Origin of the sequence: Komagataeibacter rhaeticus (assembly GCF_011611525.1) — a bacterium.
GTDB lineage: Bacteria > Pseudomonadota > Alphaproteobacteria > Acetobacterales > Acetobacteraceae > Komagataeibacter > Komagataeibacter rhaeticus.
Genome location: NZ_CP050139.1, coordinates 1,225,109 through 1,243,376 on the forward strand (window position 1 = coordinate 1,225,109; position 18,268 = coordinate 1,243,376).

An 18,268-nucleotide genomic window follows, 5' to 3' on the forward strand; every position below is an offset into this window, starting at 1 on the left:
TCTCCTTAGGTTTTTGCCGTCAATGCCTTGTTTCCGCAGTGTGAGGGGTCGGGCTGCGGGTCCGGTTCGTACCCGGATGGCGATGGTCGACAGGATATGGTGCTTGCGCCTTCAGGTCGAGAGCCGGAGTGAAGATGCATCCCGGATTGATCTGCATCGCGTGCGGGGCAGGAGCGACCGGATGCCGGTGACTGTAGTCAATCCGCAACACCTGCCCTGCAAATATGGGTTTTTACCCTGGCCGCGCCGCGGATCACATGACAGGGAACCGGCATTGCCATCGTTTGCCATACGTTGTCCTAATGCAATGATAATTGGTTATTTTATCTCTCCGCACTGACGATCTTCCAGCAGGAAAAATCAGGAAATACGTATTTTTATTATAAATAAACAACAAAATAAGAAACTTAGTTTTAAAAATGAATCTGCTGCGCGATAGACTCTCTGGCTGGAATCATGGCAATCGTTTCCCGTGTATGCTGTTTCCTGATGACGCGGCCCTGTGTCAGGTCAGGCATACGATCGTTCCAGGTGGGGAGTTCGATATGATTGTGGGTGTTATGCCGCATGGCAGACGTTGGCTATTGGCAACATTTCTTTTCGGTACGACAGGTTTCGTGACGGTAGCGCATGCACAGGTTCCGGACAGGGTGGCGGATACCCGTCATGCATCCCGTCCGGCGCGCCAGCATGTGGCACCAGCCCGGGCTGGTGCGCAGCAGCCCGCGGGGGCGGTACGGTCAACGGCGACGCCGGAAATCCTGAATGTGAATTCAGGCCGTGCGGGCGGCGGCGGGATGATGCGTCGGGAAACCGCATCGCATAGTATCCAGACCGTTACGCGACAGTTCATGGACATGCGCAGCCCGGCCGGTACGGCACTGGATATGGTGAAAAACCTGCCCAGCCTGAATGTGTCCACCCAGGATACATCGGGCATGACCGGCGGTTCGATTGAAAGCCGTAGTCTGAACGATGGGGACATGGCGCTGCTGATTGATGGCGCGGTTGTGACATCGGGTACGGAATATATTCAGGAAGATATCGATACCGAAAACATGGACCGTATCGAAGTCACGCCCGGCACGTCAGCCATTGACCAGCCGGTAACGTCGGCAGCGCTGGGGGTGATGAATGTCGCAACCCATACACCCGGCCATAAATATGGTGGTCTGGTTGATTTCTCCTATGGTACCAATGACATGTCGCGGCAGTTCATCCGTCTGGAAAGCGGTGACATTGGCAGGACCGGCCTGCGCACGTTCTTTTCATTTTCGCATACACATGCCGATAACTGGATTGGTGCCGGTGCTTCTGACAAGAAACATATCGATTTTGGCGCGCAGAAGGATATCGGCACCGATTCCTACATAAAGTTCTTCGCATCCTGGAACCAGGAGCGTTACGGGATCTATAATTACCCCACAGCCGACCAGTTTTACGCCAAGAAGCATGGAACCGGTACATGGGGCGGCAGCAGTGACCCGAACAGCACCGATTTCTGGGGCAGTCATCGTGAAGGCCCGTGGAATGAACTGTTTCTTACATTGCCGGTCCATCTTCGCCTGACCCATCGGCTGCAATTTGATCTTGTACCCTATTTTGCCTATGGCCGTGGATGGAGTTCGTCTTCCTCGGGCGAGGCCGGTTCGGGCCTGACCTACGCCAATGGCACCGCTGTCTCCCCCACCCAGCTTTCGGTCAATTATTATGACCAGCGTACGCCCACCACCGGGGCCACGGTCAAGCTGACCTATGATATTTCTCGTCATAATCAGGTCACTTTGGGGTACTGGTACGGCTATACACAAAGCAGGCAGTGGGGGCCAAACAGCGCGGTAAACCAGAATGGTTTTGCTATTGACCCTGACAACCTGTCGACCGCGTATTTCAGGGACGGGCAGCGCGACTATTCCGCAAACCAGCAGACGGGTGACCAGATACATGCGCTGTTCATCCAGGACACGGCCCGTTACCTGCAGAACCGTCTGGTGGTGTCGGCCGGGTTCAAATTTGCCATGATCAATTACTGGTTCAATAACTACCTGACCCACGCCAATATGGGTTCCAATTCCACTGTGCCGCTTCCCCGTTTTTCAGTATCTTATGAAATCAACCGTCATCATCAGATTTACGTGAATGCGCAGGGTGACTTTCGTGCGCCCGATCCCAGCAATCTTTCACAGAATGCCGCGTTGCCGCGCAATCAATATTCCATCAAGGAGGAACTCGGGTATCGGTATAACAACCGTTACATGATGCTTGATCTTTCCCTGTTCAATTATGCGATTACAAACCGTTTGCTGAGTGTCTATAACGCCAATAATTCATACAGCACGATCAATGCCGGTAATCAGACGGCGCGTGGTTTTGATATCATGCTGTCTACGCACCCGATACATCACTTCAGTCCCTATGTTTCATTCGAATACCTGAATGCCCATCAGGACTCGAATGTCCAGTACGGCACGTCCTACCTGCCGACCAGGGGCAAGGAAGCCATCATGGCCCCCCATGTCATGGCCAATTTTGGCCTGACCTATGATAACAAGCACTTTTTTGCCAATGCGACCGTCCATTACACCGGTCCCCAGTCCGTCACGCTGGTGGGGGATGAGCGGATACCGGGCTACGTGACGGATACCATTTCACTGGGTTACCGGTTTTCTCCCTTCCTGGTGGCAAAGTCACCGACGTTCCGGCTTAATTTCACCAATCTGACCGGCTCGATGGTGCGCACGGGAACAACCGGGGTTACGGATAACTATCATGCCGTAACGCTGCTGAATGGCCAGCGTATTGCGGGCTCGACAGGGGCACAGTTCTATGTGGAACCACGCTTCAGCATGACAGGAACCATTTCCACGGCATTTTAAAGGCTGCGCGGGCGTGCACAGTCCGGGTGTCGCCTTTGTATTGACAGGCGACACCCCGTAAATATTTCATGAAAACACCATACAGGCCTTGTGCGATATGCTTGGCACGGGCCTGTTTTTCCGCATGGCGGAGCAGGACGATGCCTGCGGGAAAGAGGCAGTAAACTGTATTAACATTTGAAAAAGAATATTCTCTTAGCATTTTTCTTCCTCGCCCGGAGGAAATCAGTTCTACTGCTTCGAGAATGGTCATGAACAATCAGATTGCTTCCATCCGCACCCGGCTGCAGACAGGAGACTGGACTTTCGGCCCGGGTGCGGGCAGGCCCCTGACCACGACCATGCGCTTTGGACCAGATGGCGGTATCGTGGGGCATGAACATCCGAACGAAGCCAGGTGGGATATCAGGCGCGGCCGCCTTGTCCTCTATAACATGCATGCGGTACCCATGTGGCAGCAGGTCCGGGCAGGGGATGACGGGGCAATCGTTCTGCAGGCCGTGTCCGACCCGGACATGCATTCTTTACTTCGGCCGACCATCAAGATTTCCGCGCCCATGAAGCCTGCCGAATTTCTGTTTCCGCGCGAGCTGAGTGTAACGCCTGCGGGAATCAGCCGCGTACTTCTTGTCGGCTCCTGTCTGACCGCCCTTTATTATGAACAGTTCAGCCGCCTGTATCCTGACATACGGTTCGATTATATCGCGTTCAATTACGCGGGCAGCCTGCCGGACCAGCCACCGGCGGCTGCAGACGGTTATGATTTTCAATATGTCCAGATTCCACTGCGGTCAATCCTGACGGACAGGATCATATGGGCGGTACGGCTAGGCCAGCCGGGTTTTCTCAGACAGATCCTTGAAGATGGCTATGGCATTCTGGATACAATGCTGGATTCCGCGCTGGGTTATAATCGGTCTTACGGCCTTCTGACATTTGTCGCCAATTTTGCCGTTCCGCAGATGAACATAACGCTCTCATTGGATGAGAGGCACGGGACGGGTGATCTTGCGCAGGTTGTCCGTGATCTTAATGCCTATCTTGCACAATGCATCCGCAAATATGACAATGTCATATTGTGTGATGTCGATGCCATAGGAAACAGTCTGGGAAAGCAGTACTTCCTGGATGACATGGTGTATTTCTATTCTCATGGTGCCAGTTTCTTTCAGGATGAATGGGACCGCCCGCCCCATCACCGTATCGAAGCCATTCCGGCGCTTGATACGGTCTATGAATCCCATCAGGCGGAACTGCTTGCTGCCGTTTATGAGCAGATGGTCTCAACATACCGCACGGTCCGGCAGATGGATCAGGTCAAGGCGGTCATATTCGATCTGGATAATACCCTGTGGCGCGGGCAGATTGCCGAGGACTATCGCCCCGACCGTCAGCCCTGGCCCAGAACGGATGGCTGGCCACTGGGCATATGGGAGGCAATCCATCATCTGCGTGCCCGTGGCATTCTGGTGGCGATCTGTTCAAAAAATGACCTGGCTCTTGTGCAGGACAGATGGGACAGTGTTGTCCAGCCCGGCTTCCTGTCGCTGGATGATTTTGCGGCCGTTCGGATCAACTGGCAGCCCAAACCGGAAAACATTCAGGAAATATGCAATATATTCAACATAAAGACCCGGAATGTCGTATTTGTTGACGATAATCCGGTCGAACGTGAATCCGTGCGCGCCGCACTGCCCGACATACGGGTGATTGGCAGTAACCCCTATCTGGTGCGTCGCATTCTGTTATGGTCGGCAGAGACCCAGGTCCTGCATCTGACAGATGAATCCGCACGGCGTGAAGTCATGGTTAAAGGACAGATTGCGCGCGAACAGGTCCGTAATGCAAAAACCCGTGGGGAATTCCTGGACTATCTTGGTACGGAAGTCAGTCTTTCCCGAGCGGATCATGAAGCAGACCGGAATCTGGGCCGCATCATGGAACTGACCAACAGGACAAACCAGTTCAATACGACAGGGAAGCGGTGGACCCATGCGGAAATAAAAGAATTCCTGTCAGGCGGCGGCTTGATTTTTACGTTCTCCGTAAAAGACAGATTTGCCGACTATGGCCTTGTGGGGGTCGTGTATGTGCTGGGGCATACCATCATGCAGTTCCTGATGAGCTGTCGCGTCATGGGGATGGATATAGAGTATTCGGTCCTGGCTGGCATTGTGAATGCAATGCGTAAGGGCACGCATGTCGGAGCCGTGAATGGTGTTATGATAAAAAACGGGGATAACGGTCCATGTCAGGCATTATATGAAACCGCTGGCTTTCATTGCAGGGATAATGATGGCTCCGGTTCCATGATGTTTTCCATCGAAGGGAATGAAACCTGTATCGCGCCGTCCCATATAACGCTGAAAATGTGAAATCCGCTCTGGAATACAATTATAGTAACTGCCCCGCGTATGCCTGTATTCAGGAAATGTGCGGGGCTGAAAATATGTAGTAGTCATGTGGAACAGAAAAAACCGGCCGTGCATGCGGTATCTGCCGGACGGGCCATGTCAGGCTCCGGCTGGCCAAATGCGCGCATGCACGGACGGGGCCTTCAGATCAGTCCGTAGCGTTCCAGCAGGGTATCGATTTCAGTACCATCCGTGATGTGGCGCAGAAGGCCTGAAGCCGGAACCTTCTTTCCATCCCGCAGTTCCGCAGCCGCCTGCAGCAGCATGCGTATATCATATACACTGCCAAAAACTTCCGGCACGGCACGATCAATGTCCAGCAGTGTATAGACCGCTTCCATCGCGGTGCGAACGGAATATTCCGTTGTAAAGACGGTATCGCGCGGGGTTTCGGCAAACTGGCCGAGGAAGGCGAGGTTGCGGCTGCCATCCGGCACCACCTTTGGCCGGTCGCCTGTCGCACGCGGCATGAACTGCGCGGTAATGAAGGGCATCATGCACGGGTGGGTGATCGCACCCGTGGCGGCCATGTCATCAATCCGGTCCTCGGGCACGCCCATATGGAACAGCCATTCGCGGGTGATTTCCTCTCCCGTGCAGTCCTGCATGGGTTTTTTTACGTAATCGCCCGGTACGTTGCTGAACAGGCCATACAGCCACGCCACCATCTGCCCTTGCGGCTGGCCCTTGAAATGCGGCTGCCGGCTGACGACCCAGCTCATCAGCCACGCGGAATCCTTTATGGTGATGGGGCCTCCCGTAACGGTGCGGCCGGAAAACGGGTCACGCCCCGTCACCTCATGTACCAGGGCAGGGATGCGCGTATCCAGCGTGGTGACGGTGGCGGATTCCCAGCGTGATCGCGTGGTATCGCCACAAAACACGTCGGGCCGCCCGAAGGCCGGGTCCTGCGCTGCCATATTGCGCCATAGCTGCCAGACATTGCCCTCCCCGATGGTGGTATCCAGCGGCGCGGGTGTATGGTGGTCGCCCCAGCGGGCGTTTTCCACCATGGAGCCGTTGGTGACGAAAGCCAGGTCATCTGCGCCCAGATCCGTATGGCCGGACTGCCCACTTTCCAGCCAGTCAATGCGGGTCGCAACCTTCTTTGCGCCCGTGGTATCAACAAGAACGTTGGTCACCCGCACCCCATGGCGAAAGATGACGCCCTGACTGACAAGCCATGTTGCCAGGGGGCGGCTGAGGGATTCCTGCTGGTTGAATCTTGTAAATTTCAGTGTGTGCAGGTCTTTCAGCCCCAGTATCTGGTGGACGAAGCGGGCCAGGTAACGCTTCATCTCGATCGCGCTGTGCCATGTCTCGAACGCGAACATCGAGCGCCAGAACAGCCAGAAATTCGATTTCATGAAATCGTCGGACAGCACATCGCTGATGGTCCTGCCATCAAGCGTTTTTTCATCGGCAAGGATAAGGGCAACGATTTCCCGCCGTGCCCTGCCGGTCAGGGTCAGCCGGTCCCGATCCGGCAGTTTCTGTCCCCGCCCGCACATGGCGCGGATCGGGCTGCTGCTGGGATCGGCCCGGTTGAGGCGATAGAACTCATCCAGCACCGAAGCGTCAGGTTCCTCCAGCGAGGGGATGGAGCGGTAGAGATCCCACAGGCACTGGAACTGTTCCTCCATTTCCCGGCCGCCACGGATAAGCCAGCCGGTTTCGCTGTTGCCCGCGCCATCCAGCGCCCCGCCGTCGGTATCCGATGCCTCGAGGATGGTGATCCGTGATGGTGTCATGCCCGCATCACGGATCAGGAAGGCGGCAGCCGCCATGCCCCCCAGCCCGCCGCCCACGATCCACGCCGAGCGGTTCCCGATCCCGGCAGGTCGGGCCGGGCGTACAAAGGCTTCAAAATTGCTGTGGGCGTATCTCATGAACTGCCTGCCTCTGCCTGGCGCGGTCGTGGGCGACCATGTGCCATATGGTAAATGTTGCCGATTACAACAGGCGTCTTTGTCAGGGCTGTCGTTGACGTGCGTCAACTGCGCGCGGGTGGGATACAGTGTTGTCCGGCAGGGTAAGGCCGGTTGCCCCTTCGTCCTGATGGCGGAAGGCATGGGCATTGGGCCTTATCCCATGCAGGACAGGCATACAGGGCATGCCAGCATTGTGACTGATGCGGTTATGGATGGGGGCGCCAACGATGATCCCGCGCTGGCGTAAGGCACGGGTGGTGGGCGGCACGGCCTTCCTTTTTTGCCCGGCCGGAACACGAACAGGGTTTTGACTGGCTGTTCGTTGATGAAGCCGGGCAGGCGGGACTGGCCGTGCGGGGCAGGGGGTATTGCAGGCCCCACCCCGCGGCGGGTCGACGTTCCGCCGGTCAGAGGTCCGCGCTGATCGAGAATTTGAAGGTCTCGGGGTCCCCCATCACCAGATCGCTCTCGTAAACCGAAGCCCAGTAGCGCTGGTTGCCGATGTTATCGACCTCAAAGCGTGCCGTAAGCGGTTTGCTGGCGGCAAGGAACGTGTAGCGTGCGCCCAGATCGAACCGGGACCACGCGGGCAGGTGCGTCGTATTGGCATTGTTGAACTGCTGCTTGCCCGTGCTGATGACACGCCCGACCAGCGTCAGCCCCTTGATGAAGGGCACGTCATATTCAAGATTGCCGTTGATGGTGTAGTTCGGCACGCCAATGACCGTCTTGCCATCATAGGTGCCGCCGGCCGTGTGTGTCTGCTTCGCGTCGATCAGCGTAAGCCCGCCGTTGAAACGCAGGCCGCGCAGGATCTCGCCATTGAATGTCAGTTCCATGCCCCGGTTCCGCTGCCGGCCATCCTGCGTGTAGATTTCCTGCCCGGTATTGCCGTATGCCTCGGTCAGGCCATAGGGCATGGACGTCTGGAAAAAGGCGACCCCCGCGGCAAAGCGGCCGATGTCGTATTTGGCGCCGACTTCGTACTGGGTGCTCTGGTAAGGGGCGAAAACCTGCCCGGCATTGACATAGGTCGACCCCACCGTCTGCCCGGCAGACAGGCCCTGGATACGGTTGAAATACAGGGCCGCATGCCGGACCGGATGGATAACCAGGCCGATGACCGGGGAGAACGCCGCCGCATCGTAATGGGTGCTCAGCTTGCCGGTGCCGTAGGCGAAGGAATCCGACAGGATATCCTGATACCGGAAGCCCCCCGTAAGCGCGATGCGGTCATGCCAGAATGTCATCGTATCGGACAGGAACAGGCTGTACAGCTTGTTCCATGACACGCGTCCGGGATTGTTCAGGATGCCCCCGCTATAGGTCTCGGAAGGGGTGAACTGCGTGGGGTGGTAGATGTTGCCCGCCTGGGAGACCAGGCTCATGGAATAGGCGGCATCCGATTCTTCCCATATGGCTGAGCCGCCCGCATTGATCTCGTGTCTGATCGGGCCGGTGGTGACATGCGCATGCACGCCAGCCTGCGTGGCCTCGTTCATCACATTATAGGCGTCGGCCATGGCTCCGACGGTACCGGCGCCGGTTACGGAGTTCGTGAGCGTGGTGGTGGCGTAGTTGCCCATCTCGTTGCCGCTCTGGGCGCCGAATTTGCCGTAAGCGGTGATGTGGCTGCCAAAATCATGTTCGACATTGAACGTTCCGAACAGATAGGACAGATCGGTATAGGCCCAGCGCTGCCCCCAGTTTTCGGAAGGGGATGTCGCCTTGGGCGCAGGCATGTCCGTTGCCAGGCTGGAGACGATGATCGCGCTGCGTCCACCAAAAACCTGCTGTTTCTGGTAATTCATGTTCATGTTGATGCGTGTGTCGTCATTATGCCAGTCAAAGGCGACACCCAGGGCCACGTCATCATGCCGCTCGCCCTTGATCGCTGTCTCGCCATCCATGCCCGCGGCGTTGAAGCGGAAGCCGAAGGCCCGGTCCTTGCCAAAGCGGCGGCTTATGTCAAAGGCGCCACCACCCTGGCCGCTGCTGGTGTAGTCACCGGTAATGCGCGTGATGTCCGTAGCACCTGCCCGTTTGGGAATCAGGTTGACATTGCCCCCGATGGCCGACCCGCCCGGTGCCGCACCGTTGAGGAAGGCGCTGGCACCGTTGAGCACCTGCACGGAATCGTAAAGCTGTGGCGAGACAAGCTGGCGTGGCGTCACGCCATACAGCCCGTCAATCGCCACGTCATCGCCATACAGCGTGAAGCCGCGGATCTGGAACAGCTGGGCGTAATTGCCATATCCCATGGTCGTGCGCACGGTGGGATCGTTGAGCAGCACATCCCCCAGTGTCTGTGACTGCTGGTTCAGGATCAGGCTGGAATTGTAGCTGCGGATGTTGAAGGGTACATCCAGCCCCTTCTTGTTGCCCAGTGCGCCCAGATCGCCGCCGCTTGTCACATACATGCGGTTTTTGCGTGCGGCGGTCACGACAATATCCTCGTGCCTGCTGTCCGCATTGCCGGCATCCGTTGTGCCGTGCGCCGCAGTGCTCTGGCCTGCGTTCCTGGCGCGGGCGGCGGGGTGGCCTGTGACTGTCCCGGCGGCTGGCTGCGACCTGCCTGTTACCGGCGGCACCTCATCAGCCAGGGCGATGGAAACCGCAGGACTTCCAGCCTCCGCCAGGAGACTGGACGCGCAGATTGTAACCAGAAGGGACGCACGCAGGCTCATTTCATGACTCGCATAGTGACAGGACTCGCCCGCTTATCACGCAAGTGATAATGAATTGCAATGTCAAAAAAGTCCTGTTGCAGAATGCAACAATTCATAAATTCCATACGATATGGTCCAAACCCCCATCCGATGTTCATTCATGATATTCAGAATCAGTAACGGACAGGATGGTCCGCCCGCCAGCGGGAACCGTGGTGCGCGCCCTACCCATTGATAATGATGGAGAAGGCAATATCATGAAGGCTTCTGCAAACCGCCGGTACCAGCAACCGGGCAATACGGTCGGCAAGCCAGTCCATGGCCGTGGGGACTGCCCTGCCGATGGGGCATTCACATGAAACACTGGAGCCTGGCGACCCGCATTGTCAGCAGTGTCCTGAGCGTGGTCACCATAAGTCTTCTTGCCCTCAGCATGGCGGTGGCCGGTTTCACCCGGTACGAGATAACGGAGCGGCTGGACAATTCCCTGCAGGAAGTGTCCGAACGCCTGCAGGCCACGACCGTCACCCATCTGCAGGGACCACGACCGGACAATGTTGCCTGGGTGCCCGATGTCGGACCAAGGACGCTTGCCTATCAGGTCGTGGACCGCAGCGGGCATGTCGTGCTGCGGTCCCAGAATGCGCCCGTGCAGCCCTTCGTGGCCGACATGCGCACGGGCTTTGCCAACACCCCCACCTTCAGGGTATATGTCGCGGCGCCCACCACCACGGCCTATCGTGTGCTGGTGGGGGAACCCAACCTGCACCGTCGTGGTGCCACATGGCGTGCCACGGCCATGGCGGTTGTGCCGATACTGGTTTTCCTGCCTGTCATATGGGTGCTGGTGCGCCTGATCGTGCGGCGTGCGCTGCGTCCGCTGGACCGCCTGCATGATGAGATGCAGTCGCGTGGCAGCGGCAACCTGCGCCCCATTGCATCGCTGGACCTGCCGGTTGAACTGATTTCCATCCAGCACGCCGTCAATACCCTTCTGTCCCGGCTGGAAACGGCACTTTCCACCGAACGGGCCTTTGCCGCCAGTGCGGCCCACGAACTGCGCAACCCCATTGCCGCCCTGCTGGCACAGGCCCAGGTACTGGAAACCGCCGTGGCCCCCGACCCGGCCCTTGTGGCCCGTGTAAGGGTGATTACCACGCGTACGCGCAGGCTGGGCCGGACCGTGGAAAAACTGCTGCAGTTCTCACGTGCCTCGTCCGGCATGGCCTTCCGGCGTGAGCGTGTGGACCTGCTGCCGATCGTACATATCCTTATTGATGACATGGACCCGCCCGCCCGGGACAGTCACCGTATCGAAATGGATACGGCGGACATGAAAGCCTTCATCATCCACGGTGACATGGATGCGCTTGGCATCCTGTTCCGGAACCTGATCGAGAATGCCCTGATCCATAGCGCGCCAGGCCAGCCCGTGCGCCTGACACTGGAGCGGGACGGGCGCGTGCTGATTGCCAATGACTGCGCCTCCCTTCCGCCATCGGTGGCCGCCCGGCTGACAAACCCGTTTGTCCGTGGCGCAACCCGCGTGCAGGGAAGCGGCCTGGGCCTTGCGATTGCAAATAATATTGCCCGGCAGATGGATGCGGAACTGCGGATTGCCTCGCCTGTTCCGGGCAGCAGCCGGGGCTTTGTCGTATCGGTCCGTTTTCCTGCTGTCGAAATCAGTTAGGAACGCGACGGGATGGACCGTATGCAGGGGGACGCGGTTTCCGGTTCTGCCTGGCATGATGAATATGTGGAAACCATACCCGTAGAAGGGGCCTTGTGCGGATTTATGTTTAAAAACATTAAGTAATCGTCAGATTAAAGAATTCGAATACATAAATTTTAATAGTTTTTTCATGGATATGTTTTTGTATCCTGAACAGAGGGTACAGTGCCGCGTCAGGTTGACGGAACCGTTGCATCCCATGCATGCAAGAATCCGGTAAGATAAAAATTTCAAGTTTAAAGTATTTATAAAAAATCAATGACACGCTGCGTATCACACTCTTTTTGAAATTCTTTAGGTAACGAAGGCGTCACTCCCCATTTCGTGTGTTGATGACAGGGGAGAATAAATTTTAAAAAACATTTCATGTTTCGTATCCCGAAAATAACAGGATGCGCATCACCTGATTGGTTTTACCATTTATACAAAAATTTCTGGCTTCTTATGTGTGTTGTGGTCAGTTTTTATTGTAACCTGTCATGGGCGCGCAAACCTGTTCCCGACCATGCTGCACGGACACAGTCCGGTTTACTGGTGTCGCAACCGCATGCGGAGGTGCGTGAAACGCCCGCGGCGCCGCATGCCAGTGTTTCCACCCGTCTTAACAGTATTTTCAGGACCGAAGGACTGTCCATCCTGCTGACCAACCGCGAGGATGCGCTGCGCGTGCGTGACCTGTCGGCCGGGTATTATGCGTCATCCGAGGCACCAGGCCATATCCTGCCCCAGATCGGGGCCTTGCGTTCCCGTCTCCAGAACCGGGGGGTCACCTTCGCCTTTACCTACAAGGGTGAGGCCATGGCCGATGTGGGGGGCGGCATATCGCGTGGCATGGATTATGTTCATGAACTGACACTGCAGACCCAGTTTGACCTGGGCCGCCTGTTCGGTTTTACGGGCTGGACGGTCCACACCCTGCTTATGGAACGTGTGGGCCGCGAGGTCTCGCATGACCGGGTAGGCGATTACAATATCAGCCTGATGGAAGTGTACAGCCTGTCCGGTCACTCGGTGGCGCACCTGACCGATATGTACGCGCAGAAATCCTTCCTGCACAACACGGTTGACCTGGCCTTCGGGCGCATGGCGCTGACCCATGTGTTCGCCACGTCACCGCTTCTGTGCAGTTTCATGATGACGTGTTCGGCCCCGGTGGCCATCAAGCTTGATGCGGGCTTCAGTGTCTATCCCAAGGCGACGTGGGGCGGCCGGGTGCGCCTGCGCCCAACGCGCGACACGCTTGTCCAGATCGGCGCCTACAGTGTCAGCCCGTTGAACGAGGACATAAGCGGCTGGGCATGGGCAGGGGAAAAAAGCACCGGGCTCATGATCCCGGTTGAATTCGCGTGGCAGCCCTTTTTCGGTCCCCGGAAACTGCCTGGCCATTACGTGCTGGGTTTTGCGCACGACACCACCCGCTATGCCGATAATATTGGCGATGTTCCGGCCGGCAGCGCCATACGACCCCACGGGGGGGAAGCCCGCGATACCTTCTATCTGGAAGCCGACCAGATGCTGTACCGCAAGGGCGGGGCCAGCCAGATGGCGGGTGGATATGTCCTGGCCGGTTATATCCACAATACGCCCGATGTATCGGTCATATCGGATGAATTCTATGTCGGTTCATCCCTTCTGGGCATTATTCCCCATCGCCCGCATGACCGCTTTGGCGTGATGTATTCCTATTACCGCATGAGTCCGCGTACCGAACTGGGCCAGCAGCTGCGCATGGATGCGGGCATGGCGCTGGGCGTCCATGTCAATGGGCCACAGACCCATGCCGCCGTGCTGGAAGCCTATTACGGCGTGCCGGTCTATCCCGGAATCCTGGTCCAGCCCGAGTTCCAGTACATGATGCGCCCCGGCGAGACCGCGCACATTCCCAATGCCGAAGTGGTGGGGCTGAAAGTTATCGGCACCCTGTAACCCGTTCCCGATGGAACAGGAGGAGACACGACATGTTCACCGTCCTGAAATCACTGTTTTCGCGCACGGCCGCGCCGGATGCGGCCCATGACCCCCTTGTCCGGCAGTTGCGCCGGATTGTGGGAGACGCCCATGTCCTGACCGATCCGGCGCAGACGCTGCCGTTCCGCCGGGGGTTCCGCTTCGGGCTGGGCAAGGCGCTGGCGGTGGTCCATCCCGGCACGCTGGTGGAGCAGTGGCAGGTGGTGCAGGCCTGTATCAGGGCGGACAGGATCGTGCTGATGCAGGCGGCCAATACCGGCATTACCGGTGGCTCGACCCCGGACGGGGATGATTATGACCGTGATATCGTCATCATAAGCGGCATGCGGCTGAAAAAGATATTCGTCATTGGCGGGGGCAGGCAGGTGATCTGCCTGCCGGGCGCCACACTGGACCAGCTTGAGCGCACGCTGGCCCCGCTGGGGCGTGAACCGCATTCGGTTATCGGGTCATCATGCATCGGGGCGGCGGTCTTTGGCGGGGTCAGCAACAATTCCGGCGGTGCGCTGGTACAGCGTGGCCCGGCGTTTACCCAGATGTCGGTATTCGCGCAGGTGGATGACAGGGGCACGCTGCATCTGGTCAATCACCTCGGGGTTGAACTGGGAACGGACCCGGAGGAGATACTGGGCACCCTGGATCATGGCGTGATTGCCGAAAGCGCCATAAACTGGAACGCAGGGAAGGGACATGACGACAATTACGCAACCCATGTGCGTGATGTCGATGCCAATACGCCCGCCCGCTACAATGCCGATCCCGCCCGCCTGTTTGAAGGGGCGGGATGTGCGGGGCGCATGGCGCTGTTTGCCGTCCGGCTGGATACGTTCCCGGCTGAACGCAATCCTGCTGTTTTCTATATCGGGACCAACAACCCCGATGAACTGGAAGATATACGCCGCCATATCCTGACCGCGTTTTCCGAACTGCCGATCGCGGGTGAATACATCCACCGCGATGCGTTCGACATTGCCGAGGAATATGGCAAGGACACATTTCTGATCATCCGTGCCATTGGCACCCGCCGCCTGCCCATGCTGTTCGCGTTCAAGAACCGTTTTGACCGGCTGACCGAACGTTTTCCCTTCCTGCCCGGCAACATGAGCGACCGGCTGCTGCAGGCCGCAAGCCGCCTGTTCCCCCGCCACCTGCCCAAACGCATGTATGACTTCCGGGACCGCTTTGAACATCATCTCATGCTCAAGGTCGGCGGCCATCTGGAAGCGGAGGCACGGACATTCCTTGACGGTTTCTGCGCACGCGGTGGCACGCGCTATTTCGCCTGCACGCCCGATGAGGGAGCAAAGGCCTTCCTGCACCGCTTTGCCGCGGCGGGTGCCGCCATCCGCTACCGCGCCACGCATCACCGCACGGTGGAGGATATCGTGGCCCTGGATGTCGCCCTGCGCCGCAATGACCGCAGATGGAAGGAAACCCTGCCATCCGGCCTGGACCGCCAGCTGATCGTCAAGCTGTATTACGGGCATTTCCTGTGTCACGTCATGCATCAGGACTATATCGTGCGCAAGGGCAATGCCTGCGCCCCGATCGAGGCCCAGATGCTTGCCCTTCTGGACCAGCGTGGCGCGCGCTACCCGGCGGAACATAATTACGGGCACCTGTACGCGGCGCCGGAAGCACTGCAGCAGCATTACCGCGCGCTGGATCCCTGCAACTGCTTCAATCCCGGTATCGGCAAGACCACCAAGCGCCGCAACTGGCAGGCGCAGAGCGTGTCCTGACCGCCTTTCCATTCGCAAAGACCGGAGTGCCCACCATGCGTATTGGCCTGTTTGTGCCCTGTTACATTGATGCCTTCCATCCCGAGGTCGGGATCGCAACACTCCAGCTGCTTGAACGCTTCGGGCTGGATGTCGAATATCCGCGTAACCAGACCTGCTGCGGCCAGCCCATGACCAATACCGGCTGCCATGCGGAATCGGCTGCGACGGAAGCCCTGTTTGTCCGCAACTTTACCGGGTACGACTATGTCGTGGCCCCGTCGGGCAGTTGCGTGCATCATGTGCGCTGCGACATGGATGCCGTCGAACAGACCGATGACGTGCGCCAGGTACGCGCACGGACCTATGAACTGGTCGAATTCCTGCATGACATCCTGAAGGTCGATGCCTTTCCATGGGCGGAATTCCCGCACCGTGTCAGCCTGCATAACAACTGCAACGCCCTGCGTGGGCTGAACCATGCCAGCATGAGTGAACTGCGCGAACCGGCCTTTTCAAAACCGGCCGACCTGCTGGCCAGGGTACGCGGGCTGGAATTCGTGCATATCCAGCGGCCGGATGAATGCTGCGGCTTTGGTGGTACGTTCTCGGTCTTTGAAAAGGGCGTGTCGGAAAAGATGGGGTATGACAAGGTGCGTGACCACAGCAACGCCGGGGCGGCATATGTCGTCTCGGCCGACAGTTCGTGCATGATGCACCAGCAGGGCTGCGCGCAGCGGCTGGATATGCCGCTCAAATTCATCCACATTGCCCAGATCCTGAACGGGGCACGGGCATGAGCGGTGCACAGGGTAGCGACCTGAACCGCAATCCGCCCCGGTCCGGCAGGCTTGACCATGCTGAAGGGGCGTCCGTCCCGCTGCACTCACGCGTGCGTGAGGCCCAGCCCCGTGGGGCGGTGATAAATGGTGACCAGCCCATCAATCAGGCCGAAGCCGCCGAACGCTTCATGGCCGCCCCCGAACACGAACGCATGCATGACGCGCGCCTGTGGGACCTGCGGCAGAAGCGTGACCGGCAGATGCATGGGATTACGGAGTGGGAAGACCTGCGCAGGCTGGCATCCGAAATCAAGGAACACGCCCTGACCCATCTCGACCATTACCTTGAACAGTTCGAGACCAATGCGCGGGCCAATGGCATCCATGTCCATTGGGCGCAGGATGCGGATGAACATAATGCCATCATCCTTTCGCTGCTGCGCGATCATGGCGTCAAACGGCTGATCAAAAGCAAGTCGATGCTGACGGAGGAATGCGGCTTCCGTGATTTCATGGCTGAATCCGGGGTCGAGGTCGTGGAAACCGACCTGGGTGAGCGCATCCAGCAGCTTGATGATGAAGCGCCCAGCCATGTCGTGGTGCCTGCGGTGCACAAGCTGCGTTCGGACGTGGCGGATGTGTTTGCCCGCACGCTGGGTACGGACCCGAATGATGACGACGTGCATTACCTGACCGAACAGCAGCGTGAAAAGACGCGCCCGCTGATCCTTGATGCGCAGGCCGGGCTGACGGGTGCCAATTTCGTAGTGGCGGAAACCGGGACCTTCGTGGTGTGCACCAATGAGGGTAATGCCGACCTGTCGGCCAATACGCCGCCCCTGCAGATTGCCTCCATCGGGATCGAGAAGGTCATTCCCCGTCTGGAGGACCTGCCGGTTTTCGTGCGCCTGCTGTCACGCAGCGCGCTGGGATCGCCCATTACCCAGTACACCTCGCATTTCCGTGGCCCGAGGCGTGGGGGGGAACTGCATGTGGTGCTGGTGGATAATGGCCGTTCCGAGCGGCTGGGCATGGAACAGTTCTGGACATCGCTCAAATGCATCCGCTGTGGTGCGTGCATGAATACCTGCCCGGTGTTCCGCCGCAGCGGGGGGCTGAGCTATGGTGCCACCTATGCCGGGCCGATCGGGCTGATCATTGACCCGACCTTCAACCGCCATCGCTACAGCAGCCTGCCGTTTTCCTCCACGCTGAATGGAAGCTGCACCAATGTCTGTCCCGTAAAGATCAATATCCATGAACAGATCGCGGGCTGGCGCAGGGTGCTGGCGGAAACGCATGAACTGCCGCTGATGAAAAAGGCGATGATGCGCGAGGCCGGGCATCTGCTGTCCCATCCGGCGCTGTACCGCGCAGCCATTGCAACGGCGGACAGTGCCTTGAAGCATCTGCCGCGCTTCATGGTATACAATCGCCTGAACACATGGGGGCATGGCCGCGAAGTGCCGGCCCCACCGCGTGAGACATTCCACCAGTGGTACGCCGCAAACCGTGCTTCCGGGCAGGGAGAGCCGTCATGAGCAGCCGCGAAGACATTCTGGCCCGCGTGCGCGCACACAAGCCGGCCCTTGCGCGTCCCTTGCCGCAGGTGCCGTACTTTGACCCACCCCCGGGCACGGACCTGACCGCGGTCTTCCGCGCGTCCTTCGTGCAGATGGGGGGCACATTGCCCGATTGTGGCGCGGCCGATCCGCTGGATGTGGTGCGCGGGATTGTCGCGGCCGTGCCCGTCAGCTGTTCGCAGGTGCCGGAGGTGCAGGGGAACCGTGCCCTGGGCGCCGATACGCCCCCGGCATCGCTGGCGGATGTCGATATTGGCGTGGTACGCGCATCCTTTGGCGTGGCGGAAACGGGATCGGTCTGCCTGACGGAAGTGGACCTGCTGGTCAATACGCTGGGTTACCTGCCACAGCACCTGATCGTGCTGCTGGACCCCGCGCGGATTGTCAGCAACCTGCATCGTGCCTATCAGCGCCCGGAATGGCGGACGATGCATTACGCGGTCCTGCAGAGCGGCCCGTCCGCCACGGCGGATATTGAAGGGGTGCTGGTGCATGGCGCGCAGGGCGTGCGCTCCCTGCGCCTGTTTTTTGTCCCTGATCGGGCTGGCTGACCTGTCCTGACAGTGCAGTGGGGCCGGGACCGTTGCGCGGA

General features: G+C 58.6%; 11 protein-coding genes. 8 read left to right on the plus strand and 3 right to left on the minus strand.

Annotation, left to right across the window (positions count from 1 at the left end; genetic code table 11):
• Window positions 1–560 precede the first annotated feature (560 nt).
• Window positions 561–2,876 carry a TonB-dependent receptor gene (locus tag GWK63_RS05675; RefSeq protein WP_408885913.1) on the plus strand — a complete coding sequence of 772 codons (2,316 nt, stop codon included), beginning with the start codon at window positions 561–563 and terminating at the stop codon, window positions 2,874–2,876.
• Here GWK63_RS05675 and GWK63_RS05680 read toward each other — a convergent pair.
• On the minus strand, window positions 2,842–3,129 hold the full coding sequence (locus GWK63_RS05680; protein WP_007397982.1) for a hypothetical protein: 288 nt from the start codon (window positions 3,127–3,129) through the stop codon (window positions 2,842–2,844). The genes GWK63_RS05675 and GWK63_RS05680 overlap by 35 nt on opposite strands.
• Between GWK63_RS05680 and GWK63_RS05685 the strand changes: the two genes are divergently transcribed.
• The gene (locus GWK63_RS05685) at window positions 3,128–5,251 is read left to right on the plus strand and encodes an HAD-IIIC family phosphatase (RefSeq protein ID WP_007397983.1); all 2,124 of its coding nucleotides are present in this window, start codon (window positions 3,128–3,130) and stop codon (window positions 5,249–5,251) included. The genes GWK63_RS05680 and GWK63_RS05685 overlap by 2 nt on opposite strands.
• Window positions 5,252–5,433: 182 nt before the next feature.
• Here the strand turns inward: GWK63_RS05685 and GWK63_RS05690 are convergent, their stop codons facing one another.
• Both GWK63_RS05690 and GWK63_RS05695 read right to left on the minus strand, forming a co-directional pair.
• Window positions 5,434–7,179 (minus strand): oleate hydratase, encoded by a 1,746-nt coding sequence (locus GWK63_RS05690; protein WP_007397985.1) that lies wholly within the window; start codon window positions 7,177–7,179, stop codon window positions 5,434–5,436.
• A 449-nt stretch (window positions 7,180–7,628) separates the two neighbouring features.
• Window positions 7,629–9,908 carry a TonB-dependent receptor gene (locus tag GWK63_RS05695; RefSeq protein WP_007397987.1) on the minus strand — a complete coding sequence of 760 codons (2,280 nt, stop codon included), beginning with the start codon at window positions 9,906–9,908 and terminating at the stop codon, window positions 7,629–7,631.
• 337 nt (window positions 9,909–10,245) lie between these two features.
• Here GWK63_RS05695 and GWK63_RS05700 point away from each other — a divergent pair, with 337 nt between their 5' ends.
• From GWK63_RS05700 to GWK63_RS05725, 6 genes are all read left to right on the plus strand, one after another.
• The gene (locus GWK63_RS05700; RefSeq protein WP_039998726.1) at window positions 10,246–11,580 is read left to right on the plus strand and encodes a sensor histidine kinase; all 1,335 of its coding nucleotides are present in this window, start codon (window positions 10,246–10,248) and stop codon (window positions 11,578–11,580) included.
• A 486-nt stretch (window positions 11,581–12,066) separates the two neighbouring features.
• Window positions 12,067–13,548: a carbohydrate porin gene (locus GWK63_RS05705; protein ID WP_007397992.1), complete on the plus strand. Its 1,482-nt coding sequence runs from the start codon at window positions 12,067–12,069 to the stop codon at window positions 13,546–13,548.
• Between the two features lie 32 nt (window positions 13,549–13,580).
• On the plus strand, window positions 13,581–15,332 hold the full coding sequence (gene dld / locus GWK63_RS05710; protein WP_007397993.1) for a D-lactate dehydrogenase: 1,752 nt from the start codon (window positions 13,581–13,583) through the stop codon (window positions 15,330–15,332).
• A gap of 35 nt (window positions 15,333–15,367) precedes the next feature.
• On the plus strand, window positions 15,368–16,111 hold the full coding sequence (locus tag GWK63_RS05715; protein ID WP_039998727.1) for a (Fe-S)-binding protein: 744 nt from the start codon (window positions 15,368–15,370) through the stop codon (window positions 16,109–16,111).
• On the plus strand, window positions 16,108–17,634 hold the full coding sequence (locus tag GWK63_RS05720; protein ID WP_007397995.1) for a lactate utilization protein B: 1,527 nt from the start codon (window positions 16,108–16,110) through the stop codon (window positions 17,632–17,634). Before GWK63_RS05715 ends, GWK63_RS05720 begins: the two co-directional genes overlap by 4 nt.
• Window positions 17,631–18,227: a LutC/YkgG family protein gene (locus tag GWK63_RS05725; protein WP_007397996.1), complete on the plus strand. Its 597-nt coding sequence runs from the start codon at window positions 17,631–17,633 to the stop codon at window positions 18,225–18,227. Before GWK63_RS05720 ends, GWK63_RS05725 begins: the two co-directional genes overlap by 4 nt.
• The last annotated feature ends 41 nt before the right edge of the window (window positions 18,228–18,268 follow it).

Coding starts and splice junctions, on each gene's coding strand:
- GWK63_RS05705 (WP_007397992.1), top strand. CDS start 12,067: ATGTGTGTTGTGGTCAGTTTTTATTGTAACCTGTCATGGGCGCGCAAA.
- GWK63_RS05715 (WP_039998727.1), top strand. CDS start 15,368: ATGCGTATTGGCCTGTTTGTGCCCTGTTACATTGATGCCTTCCATCCC.
- GWK63_RS05720 (WP_007397995.1), top strand. CDS start 16,108: ATGAGCGGTGCACAGGGTAGCGACCTGAACCGCAATCCGCCCCGGTCC.
- GWK63_RS05675 (WP_408885913.1), top strand. CDS start 561: ATGCCGCATGGCAGACGTTGGCTATTGGCAACATTTCTTTTCGGTACG.
- GWK63_RS05695 (WP_007397987.1), bottom strand. CDS start 9,908: ATGAGCCTGCGTGCGTCCCTTCTGGTTACAATCTGCGCGTCCAGTCTC.
- GWK63_RS05685 (WP_007397983.1), top strand. CDS start 3,128: ATGAACAATCAGATTGCTTCCATCCGCACCCGGCTGCAGACAGGAGAC.
- GWK63_RS05680 (WP_007397982.1), bottom strand. CDS start 3,129: ATGACCATTCTCGAAGCAGTAGAACTGATTTCCTCCGGGCGAGGAAGA.
- GWK63_RS05725 (WP_007397996.1), top strand. CDS start 17,631: ATGAGCAGCCGCGAAGACATTCTGGCCCGCGTGCGCGCACACAAGCCG.
- GWK63_RS05690 (WP_007397985.1), bottom strand. CDS start 7,179: ATGAGATACGCCCACAGCAATTTTGAAGCCTTTGTACGCCCGGCCCGA.
- dld (WP_007397993.1), top strand. CDS start 13,581: ATGTTCACCGTCCTGAAATCACTGTTTTCGCGCACGGCCGCGCCGGAT.
- GWK63_RS05700 (WP_039998726.1), top strand. CDS start 10,246: ATGAAACACTGGAGCCTGGCGACCCGCATTGTCAGCAGTGTCCTGAGC.